The sequence below is a fragment of the Acidovorax sp. Root70 genome (assembly GCF_001428225.1).
Taxonomy (GTDB): domain Bacteria; phylum Pseudomonadota; class Gammaproteobacteria; order Burkholderiales; family Burkholderiaceae_C; genus Acidovorax.
The window spans coordinates 12,481-26,786 of the sequence record NZ_LMHQ01000017.1 but is presented as its reverse complement, the minus strand read 5'-3'; the positions used below and the strand labels follow the sequence as shown (position 1 = coordinate 26,786).

Genomic DNA, 14,306 nt, shown 5'->3' with positions numbered 1-14,306 from the left:
AGGTGGGGTCCTTAGCTCAGTTGGTAGAGCGGCTCCTTTACACGGAGTAGGTCGGCGGTTCGAGACCGTCAGGACCCACCATCACCGAACAAAGGCGAACGCAAGTTCGCCTTTTGTTTTTTGCCTTCTGAAAGATCGACCATGTTTGAATCCATCCGCAAGCACTCCAAGATCGTGATGATCTTCTTGTTCTTGCTGATCATTCCTTCGTTTGTGCTGGTAGGCATCGACCGCAACTATTTCTCTGAAAAGAGCCCTGTGGTAGCCCGTGTCGATGGCAACAACATCAACCAGACGGACTGGGACAATGCCCATCGCATGGAGACAGACCGCATTCGCGCCCAGTCTCCCTCGGTCGATCCCAAGTTGCTGGACTCTCCCAGCGCCCGGTATGCCACGCTGGAGCGCCTGGTGCGTGACCGTGTGCTGGCGGCTGCCGCGCAAAAGATGCACCTTGTGACCAGCGATGCGCGTCTGGCCCGCAGCCTGCAGGAGATTCCCGCCATTGCGGGACTCAAGCGCCTGGACGGTACGCTGGACGCCGATGCCTATCGCGCACTGGTCGCTGCTCAAGGCCTGACGCCCGAAGGTTTCGAAGCCAATGTGCGCCGCGACATCTCGGTGAACCAAGTGATGGGTGGAGTGATGAGCTCCGCGTTTGGCTCCGATGCGCAGGTCAAACTCGCGCTCGACGCTTTGTATGAGCGCCGTGAGATCCAGGTGGCCCGATTCAACGCTGCCGACTTCGCCAGCAAAGTCACCCCGACAGATGCAGACCTGGAGGCCTACTACAAGGCCCATCCCGCCCTGTTCCAGCAACTGGAACAGGCAGCCATCGAATACGTGGTGCTGGATCTCGACAGCGTGCGGGCGTCCATCACCCTGGGTGAAGACGACCTGCGTACTTACTATAAAGAGAATGTGGCTCGCATTACGGCGAAGGAAGAGCGCCGCGCCAGCCACATCCTGGTAAACGCTCCCAAGGATGCATCCGCCGCGGACCGCGAGAAGGCCAAGGCCCGTGCCACTGAACTGCTGGCCCAGGTGCGCAAGGCTCCCGGCAGCTTTGCTGATGTGGCCAAGAAATCCTCTGACGACAAGGGCTCGGCCGTTGCGGGCGGAGACCTGAACTTCTTTGCCCGGGGTGCGATGGTCAAGCCCTTTGAAGAAGCTGCGTTTGCGCTGAAAAAGGGCGAAATCAGTGATCTGGTGGAAACCGAGTTTGGTTATCACATCATCCAGCTCACCGACATCAAGACACCCCGCCAGCCCAGCTTTGAAGAACTGCGCCCCACCATGGAAGCAGAGCTCAAGCAGCAGCAGGCGCAGCGCAAGTTTGCCGAGGTGGCAGAGTCCTTCACCAATGGTGTGTATGAGCAGGCAGACAGCCTCCAGCCCGTGGCCGACAAGCTCAAGCTGAAGATCCAGACTGCCAAGGGCGTGACCCGGACCCCTGCCGCAGGTGCCAAGGGCACTCTGGCCAACGCCAAGTTCCTCGAAGCACTTTTTGCTACCGACTCGCTGCAGAACAAGCGCAACACCGAGGCGGTGGAAGTGGGCCCCAGCCAGATGGCTGCCGGTCGTGTGACCACCTACACCCCTGCATTGACACTGCCCTACGACGAAGTGAAGGCCCGTGTTCGCACCTTGTATGTGGCTGAGAAATCTGCCGAACTCGCACGCAAGGAGGGCGAGGCCAAGCTCAATGCATGGAAGGCTGCCCCATCTTCTGCCACAGGCTTGGCCGCAGCGACCGAAGTCTCCCGCGAACAGACCCAGAACCTGCCGCGTGCCCTGATCGACGCCGCACTGCGGGCTCCCTCCGAAACGCTGCCAGGCTGGACGGGGGTGGATTTGGGCGCTGCGGGTTATGCCGTGGTCAAGGTCAACCGCGTCGTGCCGCGCCAGGCACCGGATGCGCAGCGTGCGCAGCAGGAGCGCCAACAATACGTGCAGTGGTTGGCCACGGCCGAAGGGCTGGCGTACTATGAACTGCTCAAGCAGCGCTTCAAGGTGCAGATCAAGGCACCACGTCCTGAGGCAGCGGCAACAGTGACTGCAGAAAATTAAGCGATTTGATGTCCGGGGCCAAAATCCCGGGCTATAATACAAAGCTACGGTGGCTGTAGCTCAGTTGGTAGAGTCCAGGATTGTGATTCCTGTTGTCGTGGGTTCGAGCCCCATCAGCCACCCCAAATAAAACGGCGCCCCTCTTAGCAGGGGCGCTTTGTTTTTTATAGCGCACTGGATGCGCATATAGCCCGAATTTCCCACCGTGGGAAATTAGAGCGACTTTCGGCGGGCCTCACGGCTGCGTTCGTACACCCTGGCAGTGGTCCCCGGATCGGCGTGCATGTCGGGCAATTCCTTGAACCGCAGCTTGTAGTAGGTGGCGTAGTGCGCCCGCAGGTCGTGGAACGTAAAGCGTTCGGCCACCACCTTCTCGGCCAGGGCTTTCGTCATCAGCCGCCCCCACATCGTCTTGAAGCCCGATTCTGAATATGGGTTGCCAGTCTTTGGCGCACGGAACACAGCCCCCAATGGGTTGTACCCCGGCAGGGCGCGCATCCTGTCGAACACCGCCCGCAGGGCATCCCCCATCTCGATCAGCTCTCGGCGCTCCCGGCCTCGCTGCTTGGCGCGCATCAGGCGTACTATTTCCTCATCCACCTGCGGCCAGTGCAGGGTGCGGAACTCAATGCGCCGACTGCCTGCCAAGGCCGCAAACTGGGCCATGCTGACCAACACTACGGCGCTCGGGCCTTGCTGTAGCGCCCATGCCACAAACGGCTCCAGTTCGTGATGTTCCACCAGGCGGGTGCGTGACTGCTCTTTGTTCCGTCTGACCTCTTTGCAGGGGTTGCGGTCAATCTCCCCGCGCTCCACGGCTAGATTGCACAGGTTGGACAGCAATGCAACTTCCCGATTGGCGACCACTGGCGCATCGGCACGGTACATGCGCAGGTAGCGGGCAATGTCCGCAGGCTTGATGGCCCCCACAATGCCGCGCTCAAACACCTTGGACAAACGCCCCCAATAATCTGCATAGTCTCTCCGGGTGGTGTCCCCAAGGTCCAGATAAGCGTGTGATGCTTTGTAAATCCGCCAGAGCTGCCCCATCGTGCCGGTGTCTGGTGCTTTACTGTTCATGTCCAGCACTTGGCGTATGGCTTTGGTCTTGTCCGTGCCCAGGTTGATCGGCTTGCCACCCCTTGGGTGGTAACGGTAGGTGACGGTTTTGCCGTCCTTGTGCGGGCGGGCCTCCATGAGTGGCAGCAAGCCTAGGGCGCTGGCCCGGTCGCGTGGTCTTGTCATCCTGTCCCCCAGTTCAAACCGGTGTCATTGCTGGCCGGTGTTTCTGCAGACTGCAAGCGCGCGAGCATATCCCTGGTGACGATTGGGCGCCCATCAGGGCGGCGCTTGATCTCGCACCCCAACAACTCGCGCAGGTGGCGCACTTGGGCGGCTCCTTGCTTGATAGGCTTGGTCAGCTCGCCCACTTCTTCATCGGTGAGTGCTATGGTCATGGTTTCTTTCCTCCCTGCCGCTTCCGCAGCCAGGTGAAGTGCGGCGGATCTCCCGCCTGTTGATATGCAGTCCACAGAGCAGCGCCATCCGCGCACCGCTCCCTTGAACCAGGGGCAGTGCCAGCGGCGCGGCATGTGGGGCAGTTGGAGTGGTGGAGCTGGTAACCCTTGTCTGCGGCTGACCAGTCGGGCGGGGTGGTCATGGGGTGGGGAAGCCGTCCCAAGTGCGGCCATCGAGCAGGCGACCGGCGGCTTTCTTGCCGACGCGGCGGATCTCGTTTCGCGTCCGGCCGCCGTCGGTGCTGATGGCGACATAGTGGTCAGCGGTAACGCCGTCAAGCGTGACGCTACAAAGGTTGCCGGGTATGCGCGTGGACTCAGGATGCACTGGCGACGTTCCGACAGACGCCCACTCTCCCCATTGCTTGAACAGGAACGGCACGCCAGCGGCCTCGCACTGGTCGCGCAGGCTGCGGGCCCAGTCGGGGTGCATGGGGCGCGCACCGGGGCCGCTCTCGCCGCCGACGATCACCCAGTCCAGCGCTGGAACATCGTCGGCAGGCTCACCCTCATCGTTCACGCAGTTGGTCGTTCCCTTGAGCGGGTAAATCACGGCGTCACCGCCGAAGACATCAATGCTCGTCAGATCAACAGGGCCCAGCAGCGGCTCCATGCTCAGGAACCGCACGCGCGCAGGCACCTGCAGCAGCTTGGGGATGTCGCGATCAGCCTCGGCCTGGTTCACGATGGTGGCGCCGATCCAGACATTGGGGTAGTGCTTGTCGAAGTCGAACGGCACGGGCAGCATGTTGCCCACATTGCCGATGCGCTTGGTCAGCAGCAGCCAGTCCAGATTCGGTGTGGCGGCGATCAGCTCGAACAGGTCAGCGCGCCACTGTGGATCCACCGCGTTGTCGAACACATCGGCCAGGGATGCGCAGAAAACCCGCTGGCGGCGGCCGTGCTGGGCCATGAAGGCATCGGCCTGGGCATTCCAGCGCAGCGGCATCTTCCAGTTGGCTGACTTGGTACGCACACGCTCATTGCCAGGGCCCCAAACGGCCACGCCCATGCGCTTGTCCATGAGGTTTTCGGCATAGCAGTGGTCGCACCCGGGGCCCACCTTGGTGCAGCCAATCCAGGGGTTGAAGGTGTGGTCCGTCCACTCGATTTTGGTGTTTTCGGCCATGGTGGCTCCAGAATGAAAAAGCCCCGCATGAGCGGGGCTGGTTGTGGGGTTGGTGCCTGTCAGGCGGTGGGTGGCGCGAGGCGGGTGCGGGCGGCAGTTATTGCCGCGCTGACACCGGCATGGTTGTAGTCGGCCGACTCCAGCGCCTCCAGCATCTGCCGTATCAGCGCTTCGTCGTCCTTGCGGACCTCGGCCAGCAGGCTTTCTAACCCCGCCACTGAAAACCCGAAGGCCGGGTTCTGTGTGTCTGCGCGGTTGCGGTAGCTCAGTGCGCCGTGGCGCTTTGCCAGCGATTCCAGCGCGTCGATCTGTTCAGGTGTCAGCGCCATGCTGTCCTCCTTTTCTTGCCGAAACGATCAGCCACACAGCGGCGATGTTCCAAACTGCCAAGATGAAAAGCGAAGCTGCCAACCAAATCAAGGCTTTGATTTCTTCGACGTTACAGGCCATGCTGGCCTCCTTTGATGCCGTGGTGTTGCTCTGCGAAGCGCACACCAGCCATGAACGCCTGCACAAACTGATGAATGCCCGGGGTGCGGCAGAACGCATCCAGAGCCTCATCGTGTGTCAGCGGCACCGCCCCGGCCTGCGCCTGAGTGGGCTGCGGTGTGCGTGTGTTCCATGCAGCAACGGCATCGGCCTTTGCAATCTCTGGTGTCTTGCGGACGGCCATCTTGTGCGCACAGGCGGAGTGGCGACCGCAATAGCAGGCAATTGCGTAGAAGAACTGCGTGCCGTCGATGTTGTCTGGGCGCTCGATGGTGGTCGGCGCACCGCCGCAAAACGGGCACGGCAGTAGTTCTGTCGGTTCAGTCATGGTTTGCTCCTTGCTTGCGGGCGGCGATGGCTGAATCAATGGCCTTTGCCACATCGAATAGGCAGGAGTCGCAAAGATCGAATTTGCGGGTTGCGTCCGCGCAGGCGTGGCCGTGCATGTCCAAGGCGTGGGCGTTGAGCGTCAGCTTGCCCTCTTGGCGAGAGTTCTGCGCATCAATCGTGACGCCGCAGCCGTCGCAGGTTTTGATGATCTGCGCGGGAATGGTCTTGGTGCTCATGGTTTCTCCAGCGGGCCAAGAGGCCACGGGTCAACGATTTCTGTGATTTCGGTCATGGCGTCGTGGGCGGTGGGCCCATCTGGGGGCAGGTATCGCTGCACCACTGACAGCACCTTGCGCAGTGCTTGCTCGGCCACCATTCCCTCTGGGGGAGAGGGGTGGGAGTAGAGTGATTGAGCCTCGTATCCGGTCCACCGTTGCGGCGCGCGCAGTACCATGTCGTGGGCCTCCTTGGTGCAGTCCTCCCAGTTGCCATTGGCTCCACTGCGATAGCGCCATGCCACTGGCTCACTCCCCGCATTTGCTGCGAGGGAGGCGACAACCTTTGCACGGGCTTCTGCGGTCTTTGCGTTGTACGTGTGGCATCCGCCGATGTGGCGCGCTTCCGCGTAGGCATCGACCAACGCCATCAGGTCGCGCTCCTTGCTGTCTGTTTTATCGGTCATGGTTTTCCAATCAAATCAGGTCGTGGCGCCTGATAAATAAGCGCCGGTAGCTATGAATTTCGCAGCGCAGGTCCAGAAACGAAAGAGCCCGCTGGGTTGCGGGCTCTGTGGGGTGGGGGTGCTGCTCAGGCGACCTGTTCAATCGTCTGGATGTTTTTCAGGTTGATGACTTCGCCGCCGTCGCACTTCACGCGCGCAGTGGCCAAGCGGTACGCCTCCTGGTGCTCGCCGTAGGAAACTTGGCGCAGCTGGAATTCGTGGGCAATAACCAGCATGCGTATGGACTCCAGCTCAGTGGCGCGCAGCGCGCCCGACTTCCAGCCTTGTGGGCTGTCCTGGCGCGTGCCGATTTCTTCCAGGGCATCCAGTGCCGCTTTCAGATCGGATCTCAGGCCCTTGACCACGCCGCCGTCCTCGATGGCCATGCCCACGTTCACCAGGGTGCACAGGCGCAGCCAGTCCTTGAAGTTGCCTTTGCCCACACGGAAGGCCTCCACCGCCCGGCGGCTGGGCACGATGTAGTGCTCAATCTCCGGCGTGGTGAGCTTGGTGGCGTTGCGAATGGCCACGTTCACCGGAGAATCCGGTAGGTCCGTGACGAACTTCATCCACTCGGGTTGCTTACCCTTTGCGGCAAGTCGGCGCAGCTGGCGGTTCACGGCCGCCCCCGATACTGCAGTTCCTTGCCCTCGTACCGCCCGCGCATGGTGCTGTTCAGGTGCGGGATGGTTGGGTGGTCGCGCAGGGTGATGCGCTCTTTCTCGCGCTGGGCCTCCCACTTGGTCTGTGGGACTGGGTTGGACAGGGCGAAGCCTGCGGGTTTTTTGGGGGTGGTCATGGTGTAAAAAAGCCCGCACTTGGCGGGTGGCTTTGGTTGTTAGGCGAACAAGGGGCCAACTACGTCGGCTATTCGGGCATCCTGCAGTGGTTGGTATGCGGGGTTCAGCTCGCACCCCAGGTACTGGCGGCCATGCTGCAGCGCTACGGCGGCAGTGGTGCCGCTTCCCATGAACGGGTCCAGCACAATGTCGCCAACTCGAGATCCCGCAAGAATGCAGGGTTCAATCAGCGCGGGAGGAAACGTTGCGAAGTGGGCGCCTTTGTAGGGGCGCGTGGCCACTGTCCAGACACTGCGGCGGTTTCGCATCGCCCCCTCCCAAGGCACTGAGCCAGCCTGGTGGCGGCTGTCACCCGGCAGCCCTGGACGTGGTTTGCGTGCCAAGTTCCCAGAGCGGCGAGCAACCGCTTTCATGGTGCCGTTGGTCTTTCCCGGAACCCTATCGCTTCCGGCTTGTTGCTCGAGATCCTGGGACAAACGCGCAACCGTGCTCGCTGCAACCTGTTCCATCACCGCTTCTTGGTCGTAGAAGTAGCGCTCCGACTTCGACAGCAGAAACACATACTCATGCGCTTTGGTGCAACGGTCGGTGACGCTCTCGGGCATGGGGTTCGGTTTCGACCAGATGATGTCCTGGCGTAGATACCAGCCGTCGGCGCGCAGTGCAAATGCCAGCAGCCAGGGTATCCCGATCAGGTCTTTTGGCTTGCAGCCGCCGGGTACACCAGCGCCGATCCCTTGGCCCTGGGTGACGGCTCCGCTTCCAGAAACTCGACCGGGTTGGGTGCCGCGCTGTCCCGCATAGCTGTCCCCGATGTTCAACCATAGCGTGCCATCGTCGGACAGCACGTCGCGCACGCAGCGGAACACCTCGACCATGGCCGCGATGTATTCCTCGGGTGTCTGCTCCAGGCCAAGCTGGCCAGGGTGCCCGTAGTCGCGCAGGCCAAAGTAGGGCGGGCTGGTAACACACATTTGCGCACGTACGCCGTCAGCAGCCCAGGCGCGCATCGTCTCTCGGCAGTCGCCGGTCACAGTGATGTTCATAAAAGGGCTCAAAAAAAGCCACCTCGGCGGGTGGCTTGGGGGTTGGGTTGCTGGGTGGGTCAGAACGGTGGAATGTCGTCGTAGCCGTCTTGCTGCGGCGCTTGGCGTTGTTGCGGCTGCCGCTGTTGCGGCGCCTGCTGACCGTCGCGCGGCTTCGGATCATTCAGGTAGGCCCAGCCGTCCCAGCCAATCGGGATCGCTTCCAGCTTGAGCATCAGCCCGTTTTTTGTTTCGATCACTGAACCCAGCGTCTGATAGCGACTCTTTTCCGCTCCGGTGCTGTCGGTGTACTTGCCGGTGACTGCTGTTACTTCGTACTTGCGTGCCATGATGGCCCTTTCAAATTGCCCGCCGCCCAGCGCGGCAGGAGTTGGTTAAGCGGCTTGCGCTGTTGGTTGGTTTGCCTTGAGCAAAGCGCGCAGTTTGCTTTGCGGCGCCATCAGCTTCCAAGCGGCAATCTTGTGGTCGTTGTCGGCAATCTCGTAGTACGCAGAGATGGCCTCAAACTCCTTGCCTTCGGTCCAGGCGGCAACGATGCCATCGACAATCGCGGCCACATGTGCTTGCTCTTCTGGCGGCAACTCAATGTCCGGCACTGGGCTGACCTTGGGGGATGGAGGTTTTGGAGCGGGCGGCGGTGACTCTGCGTAGCCAGACTCCAGTGGAAGTTTTGCCCACAGCTCATAGGCCAAACCAAAGGTGAACGCAGCGGCCATGCACACCCCACGACGGTGCGTGTCCGTTATGTCGCGTGCTGTGATTCGATCCACCGGGATAGCTGCGTTGCGCACATCCATAACCGCTTGTGGCACTGGTGGTGTGGTTACATCGCCGTTGCGGAACCGGATCAGCAGGTAGGCCCCCACGGGAGCCTGGTGCAACACGTAGCCATCCGGCGCTGTCACCATTTCTGGTTGCCAGCCGGGGGCATGTTCGCGCAGTAGCGCCATGGTGCGCGACCAGTTGATGTAGCTTGCGGAGAATTTGCCCGTCCCAATCTGTTCGACCAGGTTGGAAGTCGCCACGCCCGCGAGGTTTGGAATGTTGGTATTCATGGTCAGAATGGTGTGAAAAGCATTTCGCGCAATGCGCCAATGCGGGTGTTGTTGATGCGGGACAGCTTGTAGGCGCCCCAGTAGTAGCGAAGTGTTTTCATGTGTGCTCCTAGTCCCGCGCCACAACCCACGCAGAGCGCAGGGCCTGCAGCGGCGGCAGGGTTTGTCGATAAATGCGGTACAGCCGCCAGAAATCGTGCAGGCGGTTCACTTCCCCGCCTCCTTCGCCGCAGTCGCCACCGCATCAGCTAAATCAGCCTGTACCGCGGCATACGTGTCCACATCGCTTGTGCAGCCGCTGAAAACCAGCACTGCAAGCACTGCGGGAACGATCAGCCAGCCACGGCGGCGGAACGCCCAAATGGCGCGCTTGTGTAGCGGCGTCTTGTGCACCTCTATTGCCATTGCCATCTGAGCAGCTGTCTTGCCGAAGCCGGGGCAGGTGCGGGCGTAGGTGCTGGTGTTGTCGTCTAGGTATGAGGGGGCGCGAATCATGGGGTCTCCTTCAATGCAGGGTTAGGGCCGCCGATGCCAGATGGGCGCTGCCACTTGGTAATGGCTGTCAACACATTGCCTGCGGCATTGACGGGGCGGAGGGAGCGCCATGCGCCGCACTGGTAACACCATTCCACGGCGCCGCCAGCGATCAGCCAGCTATTGCGCTCATGCCGGTGTCGGGTGGGTGGGGCAGCGTTCTCCCTCTTCGCCTTCGCCTGGCTGGCCTCACTCGCTGCCAGTGCTGCAGGGCGGTCGCGTTCGGTGCGGGTCATTCGTCCACCTCCGCGTGCCATTCGCCGTACCAGCGCGCCAGCGTGTCGAGAGCTTCCTTTGCTTCTGGCGCGCCCTTGTCGGCACAGCTCACCAGTGCGCGAAAAACAATCGCGTCGTGGTCCCGAAAGTCGAAGGCTTCGCGCAGCCTGTCGAACTGTCCGGCCTTGGCCTGCTCCAGGGTTTCGCGGGTGAGCCGGACTTCCTCGGCTTCCAGCGCTTCGGCGTACCGCTGGCGCTGGTCTTCGTGCGCTGCGCACGCCAGCATGTCGATTTCAAAGGCCATGTCACACCTCACTTTCAACAAACTCGCCTTCCGGACTGAGTTGGTAGAAGACATCAGGCTTGATCCCGTCCTGGCCAACCATCGCAGCGCGGATGCAGATCAGGTCGCCGTCATCGTTGCGATGCGTCAGCACAATCGCACCGCCCGCGCTTGCCTTTGCCTTTGCATCGATACCCAGAGCGGCTGCCACAGCGTGCTTGCCCGTGGTGGCGGCGTTCGCCTCTTCGCCCGTGGTGGCGGCGTTCGCCCAGTTGCCCGTGGTGGCGGCGTTCGCCCGGTAGCCCGTGGTGGCGGCGTTCGCCCAGTTGCCCGTGGTGGCGGCGTTCGCCCAGTTGCCCGTGGTGGCGGCGTTCGCCCAGTTGCCCGTGGTGGCGGCGTTCGCCCGGTAGCCCGTGGTGGCGGCGTTCGCCCGGTTGCCCGTGGTGGCGGCGTTCGCCCGGTAGCCCGTGGTGGCGGCGTTCGCCCAGTTGCCCGTGGTGGCGGCGTTCGCCTCTTCGCCCGTGGTGGCGGCGTTCGCCCAGTTGCCCGTGGTGGCGGCGTTCGCCCAGTTGCCCGTGGTGGCGGCGTTCGCCTCTTCGCCCGTGGTGGCGGCTTCTGCGCCTGCGGCAACCTGCGCCGCAATCGCCACCGCATCAGCGCCAGCAATGATGGCCGTTTGCTTTACGCGGGTGGTAGTGTCCAGCTCGGCAAACAACTTGCCCACCAGCCAATCAGCGTCGTCACCGCGTTTATCAGCGATCAGCGCGCGGTACACGGGCACGAACTCTGCGCCCTCGGGGAACTTGCCAAGAAACCAGCGGTAGCCATCGCTACACGCGGCCCACGACTTCACGCGGTCTTTGGTGATCTGGAGGTTGTTGGTGGTCGCGGTCGAATCAGCCATGCTGGCTCCTTGGGTTACGTTTTGCATTGCGCCTCCTGGGCGTAAAAAAGCCCTCACTTGGAGGGCTCAAGAAAATCGGGCGGGAGGATGACGGCTTCCTCTCCGGGACACCAACTCAACGGCGGCTCTTCTCTGATCGCTGCATTGAGCGCATCGAATGCCGCCATCAACCGGTCGCTTACCTCGCCGTCTTCTGGGAGGTCATCGCTGAAGTGCTCGTTTGGGTCAATCTCGCTGGCCATGTTTGGCTTGCAAAACACCAAGCGCGCATCCTCGGGTTTGATGTCGTTGTCAGCCAGCCAGTCCGCTATTGCTTCTGCGTCGAAGAAGTAGGTATCCCCATCAAACACCGCGACAAGTTCCCCGTCGTATGCCCGGCGTGGCATCGCAGCGAACTTTGCATCCATACGCTCGTCGCGGCACATCCGGCACCAGCCGCGAGTCTCGACAACGCCATGCGCCGGGTTCTGGCTGCAGGTGCGGTGCGTCGATCCGTCGTAGCGGGCCATGTGCTCGTCCTGGCCCCAGAAATGACCAGTTCTTGATACCCAGCCCGTGACCGTCTGTAGGCTTGCGGCTTCATCGGATTCGTAAAGGACAGGCTTTTTGTCAGATGACATGGAGCGCTCCAAATAAAAAAGCCCCGACAGGCGGGGCGAACCCCTGCGCAAGGCAGGAGGGGAGGGATGGGGCTTGCCCTGTCTATAGGAGGGCAGGGGTGTAGCTAGTCGTCCTCTGCGGTCACCAGCGAGCCGTCATCGTTGATTGCCATCAACTTCAGGCCGCAACTGCCGCGATCTGCGACCCATACCGGCACGCCAGCGTGCATGTAATAGTCGCCGCCCTTCCAGCCATGAAAGCACGCGCCCATGGCGTCCTTGCATTTCTCAAGTAGATGCTTGACGGCTACGGGGTCTGTTGGCTCAAACGACAAGTCCGAGTAGTACCCGCGATAGCTATGCGGGTTCGACAGCGGAACCATCACATGGTCCGGAAGTTCTTGCAGGCGTTCGATCATCTTGCCAAGCGTCATTTGTGACTCGGCGCGCTCTTTCATCCATTGGGCCGAAAGACCATCTACCAACGCTTGCATGTTCATACTGCTCTCCTAGTATTTGGTGAATGGGTGGGCTACTCGCTGCACCAGTTGCTCCGCTACATGGCGGCTCACTCAGGCTGGCATCTGCTTTCGCCCGTATTGGGGGGCACTCCCGGCCCCTGGTGTAGGGGCGGGGTGGGGTTAGGCGCTTTTTTCTTCGGTCTCATCCGCAACGCCACGCCCTGCGCTCTTTGCCAAGCCCAGCAGCACATCCTTGTGCGCACGCCAGAACCGCAAAGCATCACGGCCATCCATCTGCGCAATGCGTTTGTCGTCGTACTCGTCCCAGTCGCTAAGTTTGTGCAGCTCGCAGCCGATTTGCATGTGTTCATCCAGGATGGTCACGCGCCAGTGCAAACCAAACAACTGGATAGGAGCTTGGTTGATCACGATGCCATCACGCCACTTGGCGTCCGACAGGTTGGCGCCCGACAGGTTGGCGCCCGACAGGTAGGCGCCCGACAGGTAGGCGCCCGACAGGTTGGCGTCCGACAGGTTGGCGCCCGACAGGTAGGCGTCCGACAGGTTGGCGCCCGACAGGTTGGCGTCCGACAGGTTGGCGCCCGACAGGTAGGCGCCCGACAGGTAGGCGCCCGACAGGTTGGCGCCCGACAGGTTGGCGCCCGACAGGTTGGCGTCCGACAGGTAGGCGCCCGACAGGTTGGCGCGCGATTCCACCGCCCTCTCCAGCGCGTACCGCGTGCGCAGTCCGCTTGCCATATCGTCCGGCACATCGCACTCGAACAATACCGAGTCGTTCCAGCGATGCTTGATCTGATGCTTTGCCATGGTGGTTCCTTCGTGGTTGAAATCAGCAAGCGCCTCGTTGGAAGCGCCTGGTGGTTTGCCGTGCGTTGGCGGGGCGGGGTGATTACTTGCAGCGCGCTTTGTGTTTCTTGATGCGGCGTAGCTTCATGGCGGCGCGGTGAGCTGCTTTGTGCGCGCCGGGTGCGCGGCGGTTGCTGTGCCCCTGACCTTTGCCGCGAGAGACATAAGGCCCGAGTTCAGCGATTTGCGCCTGCTGCAACGAGGCAGAGGCTGCGCTACTCATGATTCCAGCGATTGCTACTGCCATAGCCATGGCGCGTGCAAATGGTGCTGAGCGTTGCATGTGTGTTCCTTTGTTGAAAAACAGAGAGCACTGACCATCAATGCGCTCTGGTTTTGCCCCTGTCTCCAAGGGCTGTCCCGGTTACTCGATCCGGGTCCACTGAGGGAAGGGTTAGGCCCAAGCTATGACGCTCTGAGGCTGCGTGTGACAAATGGCTTGACTGATGCGTTAAGGGCTCGCCACACCCAAGTACCCCGCGCGCCGTAGCGCTTCCTTTGTCCGGGTAACTCGCCTATCGACAACCTTTGCGCATTTCCTCCCCGCGCTGTCACCGCGAGGCATGCGGCCCACGTTTTTGCGTGGAGCAGAGAGCGAGGGAGCGACCGCCGCTGTGCATCTCTCTGTTGGTCTTTTGCTGTTGTTGGCTGACCGCCTCACCCGGATTTGCTGCTAAGCCACTCCCGGTTTGTGCCCGCTGCGCGGGTGTGATTGAAGGTGATGTGAATGCCGCCCTGAGCCGTCACGAGTTCTCAGGCCCCTAGAGCCAGTGGACACGCTGCAGCGTGCTACCCACCTCCCTTGCGCACTACGCCTATTCGCCGCGGCAATCACATCACCCTCAGTTTTTAAGGAACTCCGTGGTGACCGCCGATCCGCTCACCCTGTCGCTGCGTTTTGCTGCGATGGGTGTATTATTAGGTCACGCCTTATCGGTGTCAATAGGCATAGCCTTATAAATGAGGCGAACAACTACGTACGTAGTTTTGACGGGCAACAAAAAACCGCCTCGGTGGGCGGTTTGGGGATCGGGGCATGAATGCGGACGGGTGGTTTAGGCCCGCCCGCGTTCACTACACCAGGAGCGCAAGTAGAAGGATGATTGCATCGACCGGAGCCGAGAGGGTCACCTTCACCTTGCCAAACTGGACTGCGATTTGCAGCTTCATGGTTAGTCCCCATGTTGCGCGACCGCAGCACCGGTGCTTGGCCGCCTGTACGGGTGGCCTCGCTTTGGAGGTTACTGGAATGTTTGAGGGCGTTCGCGTGCGACCGCGAATCCTC

Annotated in this window: 22 protein-coding genes and 2 tRNA genes; 3 read left to right on the top strand and 21 right to left on the bottom strand. The window is 61.6% G+C overall.

All coding sequences use genetic code 11. The features are described 5' to 3' along the window. Positions 1 to 5: 5 nt before the first annotated feature. The 3 genes from ASD94_RS10880 (at position 6) to ASD94_RS10870 (ending at position 2,195) form a co-directional block, all read left to right on the top strand. Positions 6 to 81 (top strand) — tRNA-Val (locus tag ASD94_RS10880). A gap of 60 nt (positions 82 to 141) precedes the next feature. Continuing rightward, positions 142 to 2,070, top strand: coding sequence for a SurA N-terminal domain-containing protein (locus ASD94_RS10875; protein ID WP_056642639.1), 1,929 nt, complete (start codon positions 142 to 144; stop codon positions 2,068 to 2,070). 49 nt (positions 2,071 to 2,119) lie between these two features. Continuing rightward, a tRNA-His gene (locus tag ASD94_RS10870) sits at positions 2,120 to 2,195 on the top strand. An 88-nt stretch (positions 2,196 to 2,283) separates the two neighbouring features. Here the strand turns inward: ASD94_RS10870 and ASD94_RS24020 are convergent. The 21 genes from ASD94_RS24020 to ASD94_RS23575 all read right to left on the bottom strand — a co-directional run bounded on the left by ASD94_RS24020 (position 2,284) and on the right by ASD94_RS23575 (position 13,304). Further along, complete coding sequence (locus ASD94_RS24020) at positions 2,284 to 3,315, bottom strand: tyrosine-type recombinase/integrase (protein WP_082576840.1); 1,032 nt, start codon at positions 3,313 to 3,315, stop codon at positions 2,284 to 2,286. After that, the gene (locus ASD94_RS23770; RefSeq protein WP_056642633.1) at positions 3,312 to 3,527 is read right to left on the bottom strand and encodes a DUF4224 domain-containing protein; all 216 of its coding nucleotides are present in this window, start codon (positions 3,525 to 3,527) and stop codon (positions 3,312 to 3,314) included. The genes ASD94_RS24020 and ASD94_RS23770 overlap by 4 nt, the downstream gene beginning before the upstream one ends. 199 nt (positions 3,528 to 3,726) lie before the next feature. After that, positions 3,727 to 4,716, bottom strand: coding sequence for a phage Gp37/Gp68 family protein (locus ASD94_RS10855; protein ID WP_056642631.1), 990 nt, complete (start codon positions 4,714 to 4,716; stop codon positions 3,727 to 3,729). A gap of 59 nt (positions 4,717 to 4,775) precedes the next feature. Next, positions 4,776 to 5,045 carry a hypothetical protein gene (locus ASD94_RS10850; protein ID WP_056642627.1) on the bottom strand — a complete coding sequence of 90 codons (270 nt, stop codon included), beginning with the start codon at positions 5,043 to 5,045 and terminating at the stop codon, positions 4,776 to 4,778. Beyond that, complete coding sequence (locus ASD94_RS23585) at positions 5,029 to 5,166, bottom strand: hypothetical protein (protein ID WP_156391403.1); 138 nt, start codon at positions 5,164 to 5,166, stop codon at positions 5,029 to 5,031. Before ASD94_RS23585 ends, ASD94_RS10850 begins: the two co-directional genes overlap by 17 nt. After that, positions 5,156 to 5,533: a Lar family restriction alleviation protein gene (locus ASD94_RS10845; RefSeq protein ID WP_056642624.1), complete on the bottom strand. Its 378-nt coding sequence runs from the start codon at positions 5,531 to 5,533 to the stop codon at positions 5,156 to 5,158. The genes ASD94_RS23585 and ASD94_RS10845 overlap by 11 nt, the downstream gene beginning before the upstream one ends. Next, on the bottom strand, positions 5,526 to 5,771 hold the full coding sequence (locus ASD94_RS10840; RefSeq protein ID WP_056642622.1) for a hypothetical protein: 246 nt from the start codon (positions 5,769 to 5,771) through the stop codon (positions 5,526 to 5,528). The genes ASD94_RS10845 and ASD94_RS10840 overlap by 8 nt, the downstream gene beginning before the upstream one ends. After that, entirely contained in the window at positions 5,768 to 6,217 is a 450-nt protein-coding gene (locus ASD94_RS10835; RefSeq protein WP_056642620.1) for a hypothetical protein, read from the bottom strand. Before ASD94_RS10835 ends, ASD94_RS10840 begins: the two co-directional genes overlap by 4 nt. A 125-nt stretch (positions 6,218 to 6,342) precedes the next feature. Further along, positions 6,343 to 6,825: a hypothetical protein gene (locus ASD94_RS10830; RefSeq protein ID WP_056642618.1), complete on the bottom strand. Its 483-nt coding sequence runs from the start codon at positions 6,823 to 6,825 to the stop codon at positions 6,343 to 6,345. 47 nt (positions 6,826 to 6,872) lie between these two features. Beyond that, positions 6,873 to 7,055, bottom strand: coding sequence for a hypothetical protein (locus ASD94_RS10825; RefSeq protein WP_056642615.1), 183 nt, complete (start codon positions 7,053 to 7,055; stop codon positions 6,873 to 6,875). A gap of 39 nt (positions 7,056 to 7,094) precedes the next feature. Then, on the bottom strand, positions 7,095 to 8,102 hold the full coding sequence (locus ASD94_RS10820) for a site-specific DNA-methyltransferase (protein ID WP_056642612.1): 1,008 nt from the start codon (positions 8,100 to 8,102) through the stop codon (positions 7,095 to 7,097). A gap of 59 nt (positions 8,103 to 8,161) precedes the next feature. Next, positions 8,162 to 8,431: a hypothetical protein gene (locus ASD94_RS10815; RefSeq protein ID WP_056642608.1), complete on the bottom strand. Its 270-nt coding sequence runs from the start codon at positions 8,429 to 8,431 to the stop codon at positions 8,162 to 8,164. Between the two features lie 45 nt (positions 8,432 to 8,476). Further along, a complete protein-coding gene (locus ASD94_RS10810) occupies positions 8,477 to 9,157 on the bottom strand; it encodes a hypothetical protein (RefSeq protein WP_056642605.1) in 681 nt (226 codons plus the stop codon). A 207-nt stretch (positions 9,158 to 9,364) separates the two neighbouring features. Beyond that, entirely contained in the window at positions 9,365 to 9,652 is a 288-nt protein-coding gene (locus ASD94_RS10805; RefSeq protein ID WP_056642602.1) for a hypothetical protein, read from the bottom strand. Next, the gene (locus ASD94_RS23580; RefSeq protein ID WP_156391402.1) at positions 9,649 to 9,927 is read right to left on the bottom strand and encodes a hypothetical protein; all 279 of its coding nucleotides are present in this window, start codon (positions 9,925 to 9,927) and stop codon (positions 9,649 to 9,651) included. Before ASD94_RS23580 ends, ASD94_RS10805 begins: the two co-directional genes overlap by 4 nt. Beyond that, complete coding sequence (locus ASD94_RS10800; protein WP_056642599.1) at positions 9,924 to 10,211, bottom strand: hypothetical protein; 288 nt, start codon at positions 10,209 to 10,211, stop codon at positions 9,924 to 9,926. Before ASD94_RS10800 ends, ASD94_RS23580 begins: the two co-directional genes overlap by 4 nt. A 1-nt stretch (position 10,212) precedes the next feature. Beyond that, positions 10,213 to 11,094, bottom strand: a complete 882-nt coding sequence (locus tag ASD94_RS10795; protein WP_056642595.1) for a hypothetical protein — start codon at positions 11,092 to 11,094, stop codon at positions 10,213 to 10,215. A 53-nt stretch (positions 11,095 to 11,147) separates the two neighbouring features. Next, complete coding sequence (locus ASD94_RS10790) at positions 11,148 to 11,714, bottom strand: hypothetical protein (RefSeq protein ID WP_056642592.1); 567 nt, start codon at positions 11,712 to 11,714, stop codon at positions 11,148 to 11,150. Positions 11,715 to 11,818: 104 nt separating this feature from the next. Then, complete coding sequence (locus ASD94_RS10785) at positions 11,819 to 12,193, bottom strand: hypothetical protein (protein WP_056642590.1); 375 nt, start codon at positions 12,191 to 12,193, stop codon at positions 11,819 to 11,821. A gap of 141 nt (positions 12,194 to 12,334) precedes the next feature. Then, positions 12,335 to 12,982, bottom strand: a complete 648-nt coding sequence (locus tag ASD94_RS10780) for a pentapeptide repeat-containing protein (RefSeq protein WP_056642587.1) — start codon at positions 12,980 to 12,982, stop codon at positions 12,335 to 12,337. Between the two features lie 82 nt (positions 12,983 to 13,064). After that, complete coding sequence (locus tag ASD94_RS23575) at positions 13,065 to 13,304, bottom strand: hypothetical protein (RefSeq protein ID WP_156391401.1); 240 nt, start codon at positions 13,302 to 13,304, stop codon at positions 13,065 to 13,067. Positions 13,305 to 14,306 lie beyond the last annotated feature (1,002 nt).

Bases quoted from the DNA above. Each gene is read 5' to 3' on its own strand.
- ASD94_RS10875 (WP_056642639.1), top strand. From the start codon at position 142: ATGTTTGAATCCATCCGCAAGCACTCCAAGATCGTGATGATCTTCTTG.
- ASD94_RS24020 (WP_082576840.1), bottom strand. From the start codon at position 3,315: ATGACAAGACCACGCGACCGGGCCAGCGCCCTAGGCTTGCTGCCACTC.
- ASD94_RS23770 (WP_056642633.1), bottom strand. From the start codon at position 3,527: ATGACCATAGCACTCACCGATGAAGAAGTGGGCGAGCTGACCAAGCCT.
- ASD94_RS10855 (WP_056642631.1), bottom strand. From the start codon at position 4,716: ATGGCCGAAAACACCAAAATCGAGTGGACGGACCACACCTTCAACCCC.
- ASD94_RS10850 (WP_056642627.1), bottom strand. From the start codon at position 5,045: ATGGCGCTGACACCTGAACAGATCGACGCGCTGGAATCGCTGGCAAAG.
- ASD94_RS23585 (WP_156391403.1), bottom strand. From the start codon at position 5,166: ATGGCCTGTAACGTCGAAGAAATCAAAGCCTTGATTTGGTTGGCAGCT.
- ASD94_RS10845 (WP_056642624.1), bottom strand. From the start codon at position 5,533: ATGACTGAACCGACAGAACTACTGCCGTGCCCGTTTTGCGGCGGTGCG.
- ASD94_RS10840 (WP_056642622.1), bottom strand. From the start codon at position 5,771: ATGAGCACCAAGACCATTCCCGCGCAGATCATCAAAACCTGCGACGGC.
- ASD94_RS10835 (WP_056642620.1), bottom strand. From the start codon at position 6,217: ATGACCGATAAAACAGACAGCAAGGAGCGCGACCTGATGGCGTTGGTC.
- ASD94_RS10830 (WP_056642618.1), bottom strand. From the start codon at position 6,825: ATGAAGTTCGTCACGGACCTACCGGATTCTCCGGTGAACGTGGCCATT.
- ASD94_RS10825 (WP_056642615.1), bottom strand. From the start codon at position 7,055: ATGACCACCCCCAAAAAACCCGCAGGCTTCGCCCTGTCCAACCCAGTC.
- ASD94_RS10820 (WP_056642612.1), bottom strand. From the start codon at position 8,102: ATGAACATCACTGTGACCGGCGACTGCCGAGAGACGATGCGCGCCTGG.
- ASD94_RS10815 (WP_056642608.1), bottom strand. From the start codon at position 8,431: ATGGCACGCAAGTACGAAGTAACAGCAGTCACCGGCAAGTACACCGAC.
- ASD94_RS10810 (WP_056642605.1), bottom strand. From the start codon at position 9,157: ATGAATACCAACATTCCAAACCTCGCGGGCGTGGCGACTTCCAACCTG.
- ASD94_RS10805 (WP_056642602.1), bottom strand. From the start codon at position 9,652: ATGATTCGCGCCCCCTCATACCTAGACGACAACACCAGCACCTACGCC.
- ASD94_RS23580 (WP_156391402.1), bottom strand. From the start codon at position 9,927: ATGACCCGCACCGAACGCGACCGCCCTGCAGCACTGGCAGCGAGTGAG.
- ASD94_RS10800 (WP_056642599.1), bottom strand. From the start codon at position 10,211: ATGGCCTTTGAAATCGACATGCTGGCGTGCGCAGCGCACGAAGACCAG.
- ASD94_RS10795 (WP_056642595.1), bottom strand. From the start codon at position 11,094: ATGGCTGATTCGACCGCGACCACCAACAACCTCCAGATCACCAAAGAC.
- ASD94_RS10790 (WP_056642592.1), bottom strand. From the start codon at position 11,714: ATGTCATCTGACAAAAAGCCTGTCCTTTACGAATCCGATGAAGCCGCA.
- ASD94_RS10785 (WP_056642590.1), bottom strand. From the start codon at position 12,193: ATGAACATGCAAGCGTTGGTAGATGGTCTTTCGGCCCAATGGATGAAA.
- ASD94_RS10780 (WP_056642587.1), bottom strand. From the start codon at position 12,982: ATGGCAAAGCATCAGATCAAGCATCGCTGGAACGACTCGGTATTGTTC.
- ASD94_RS23575 (WP_156391401.1), bottom strand. From the start codon at position 13,304: ATGCAACGCTCAGCACCATTTGCACGCGCCATGGCTATGGCAGTAGCA.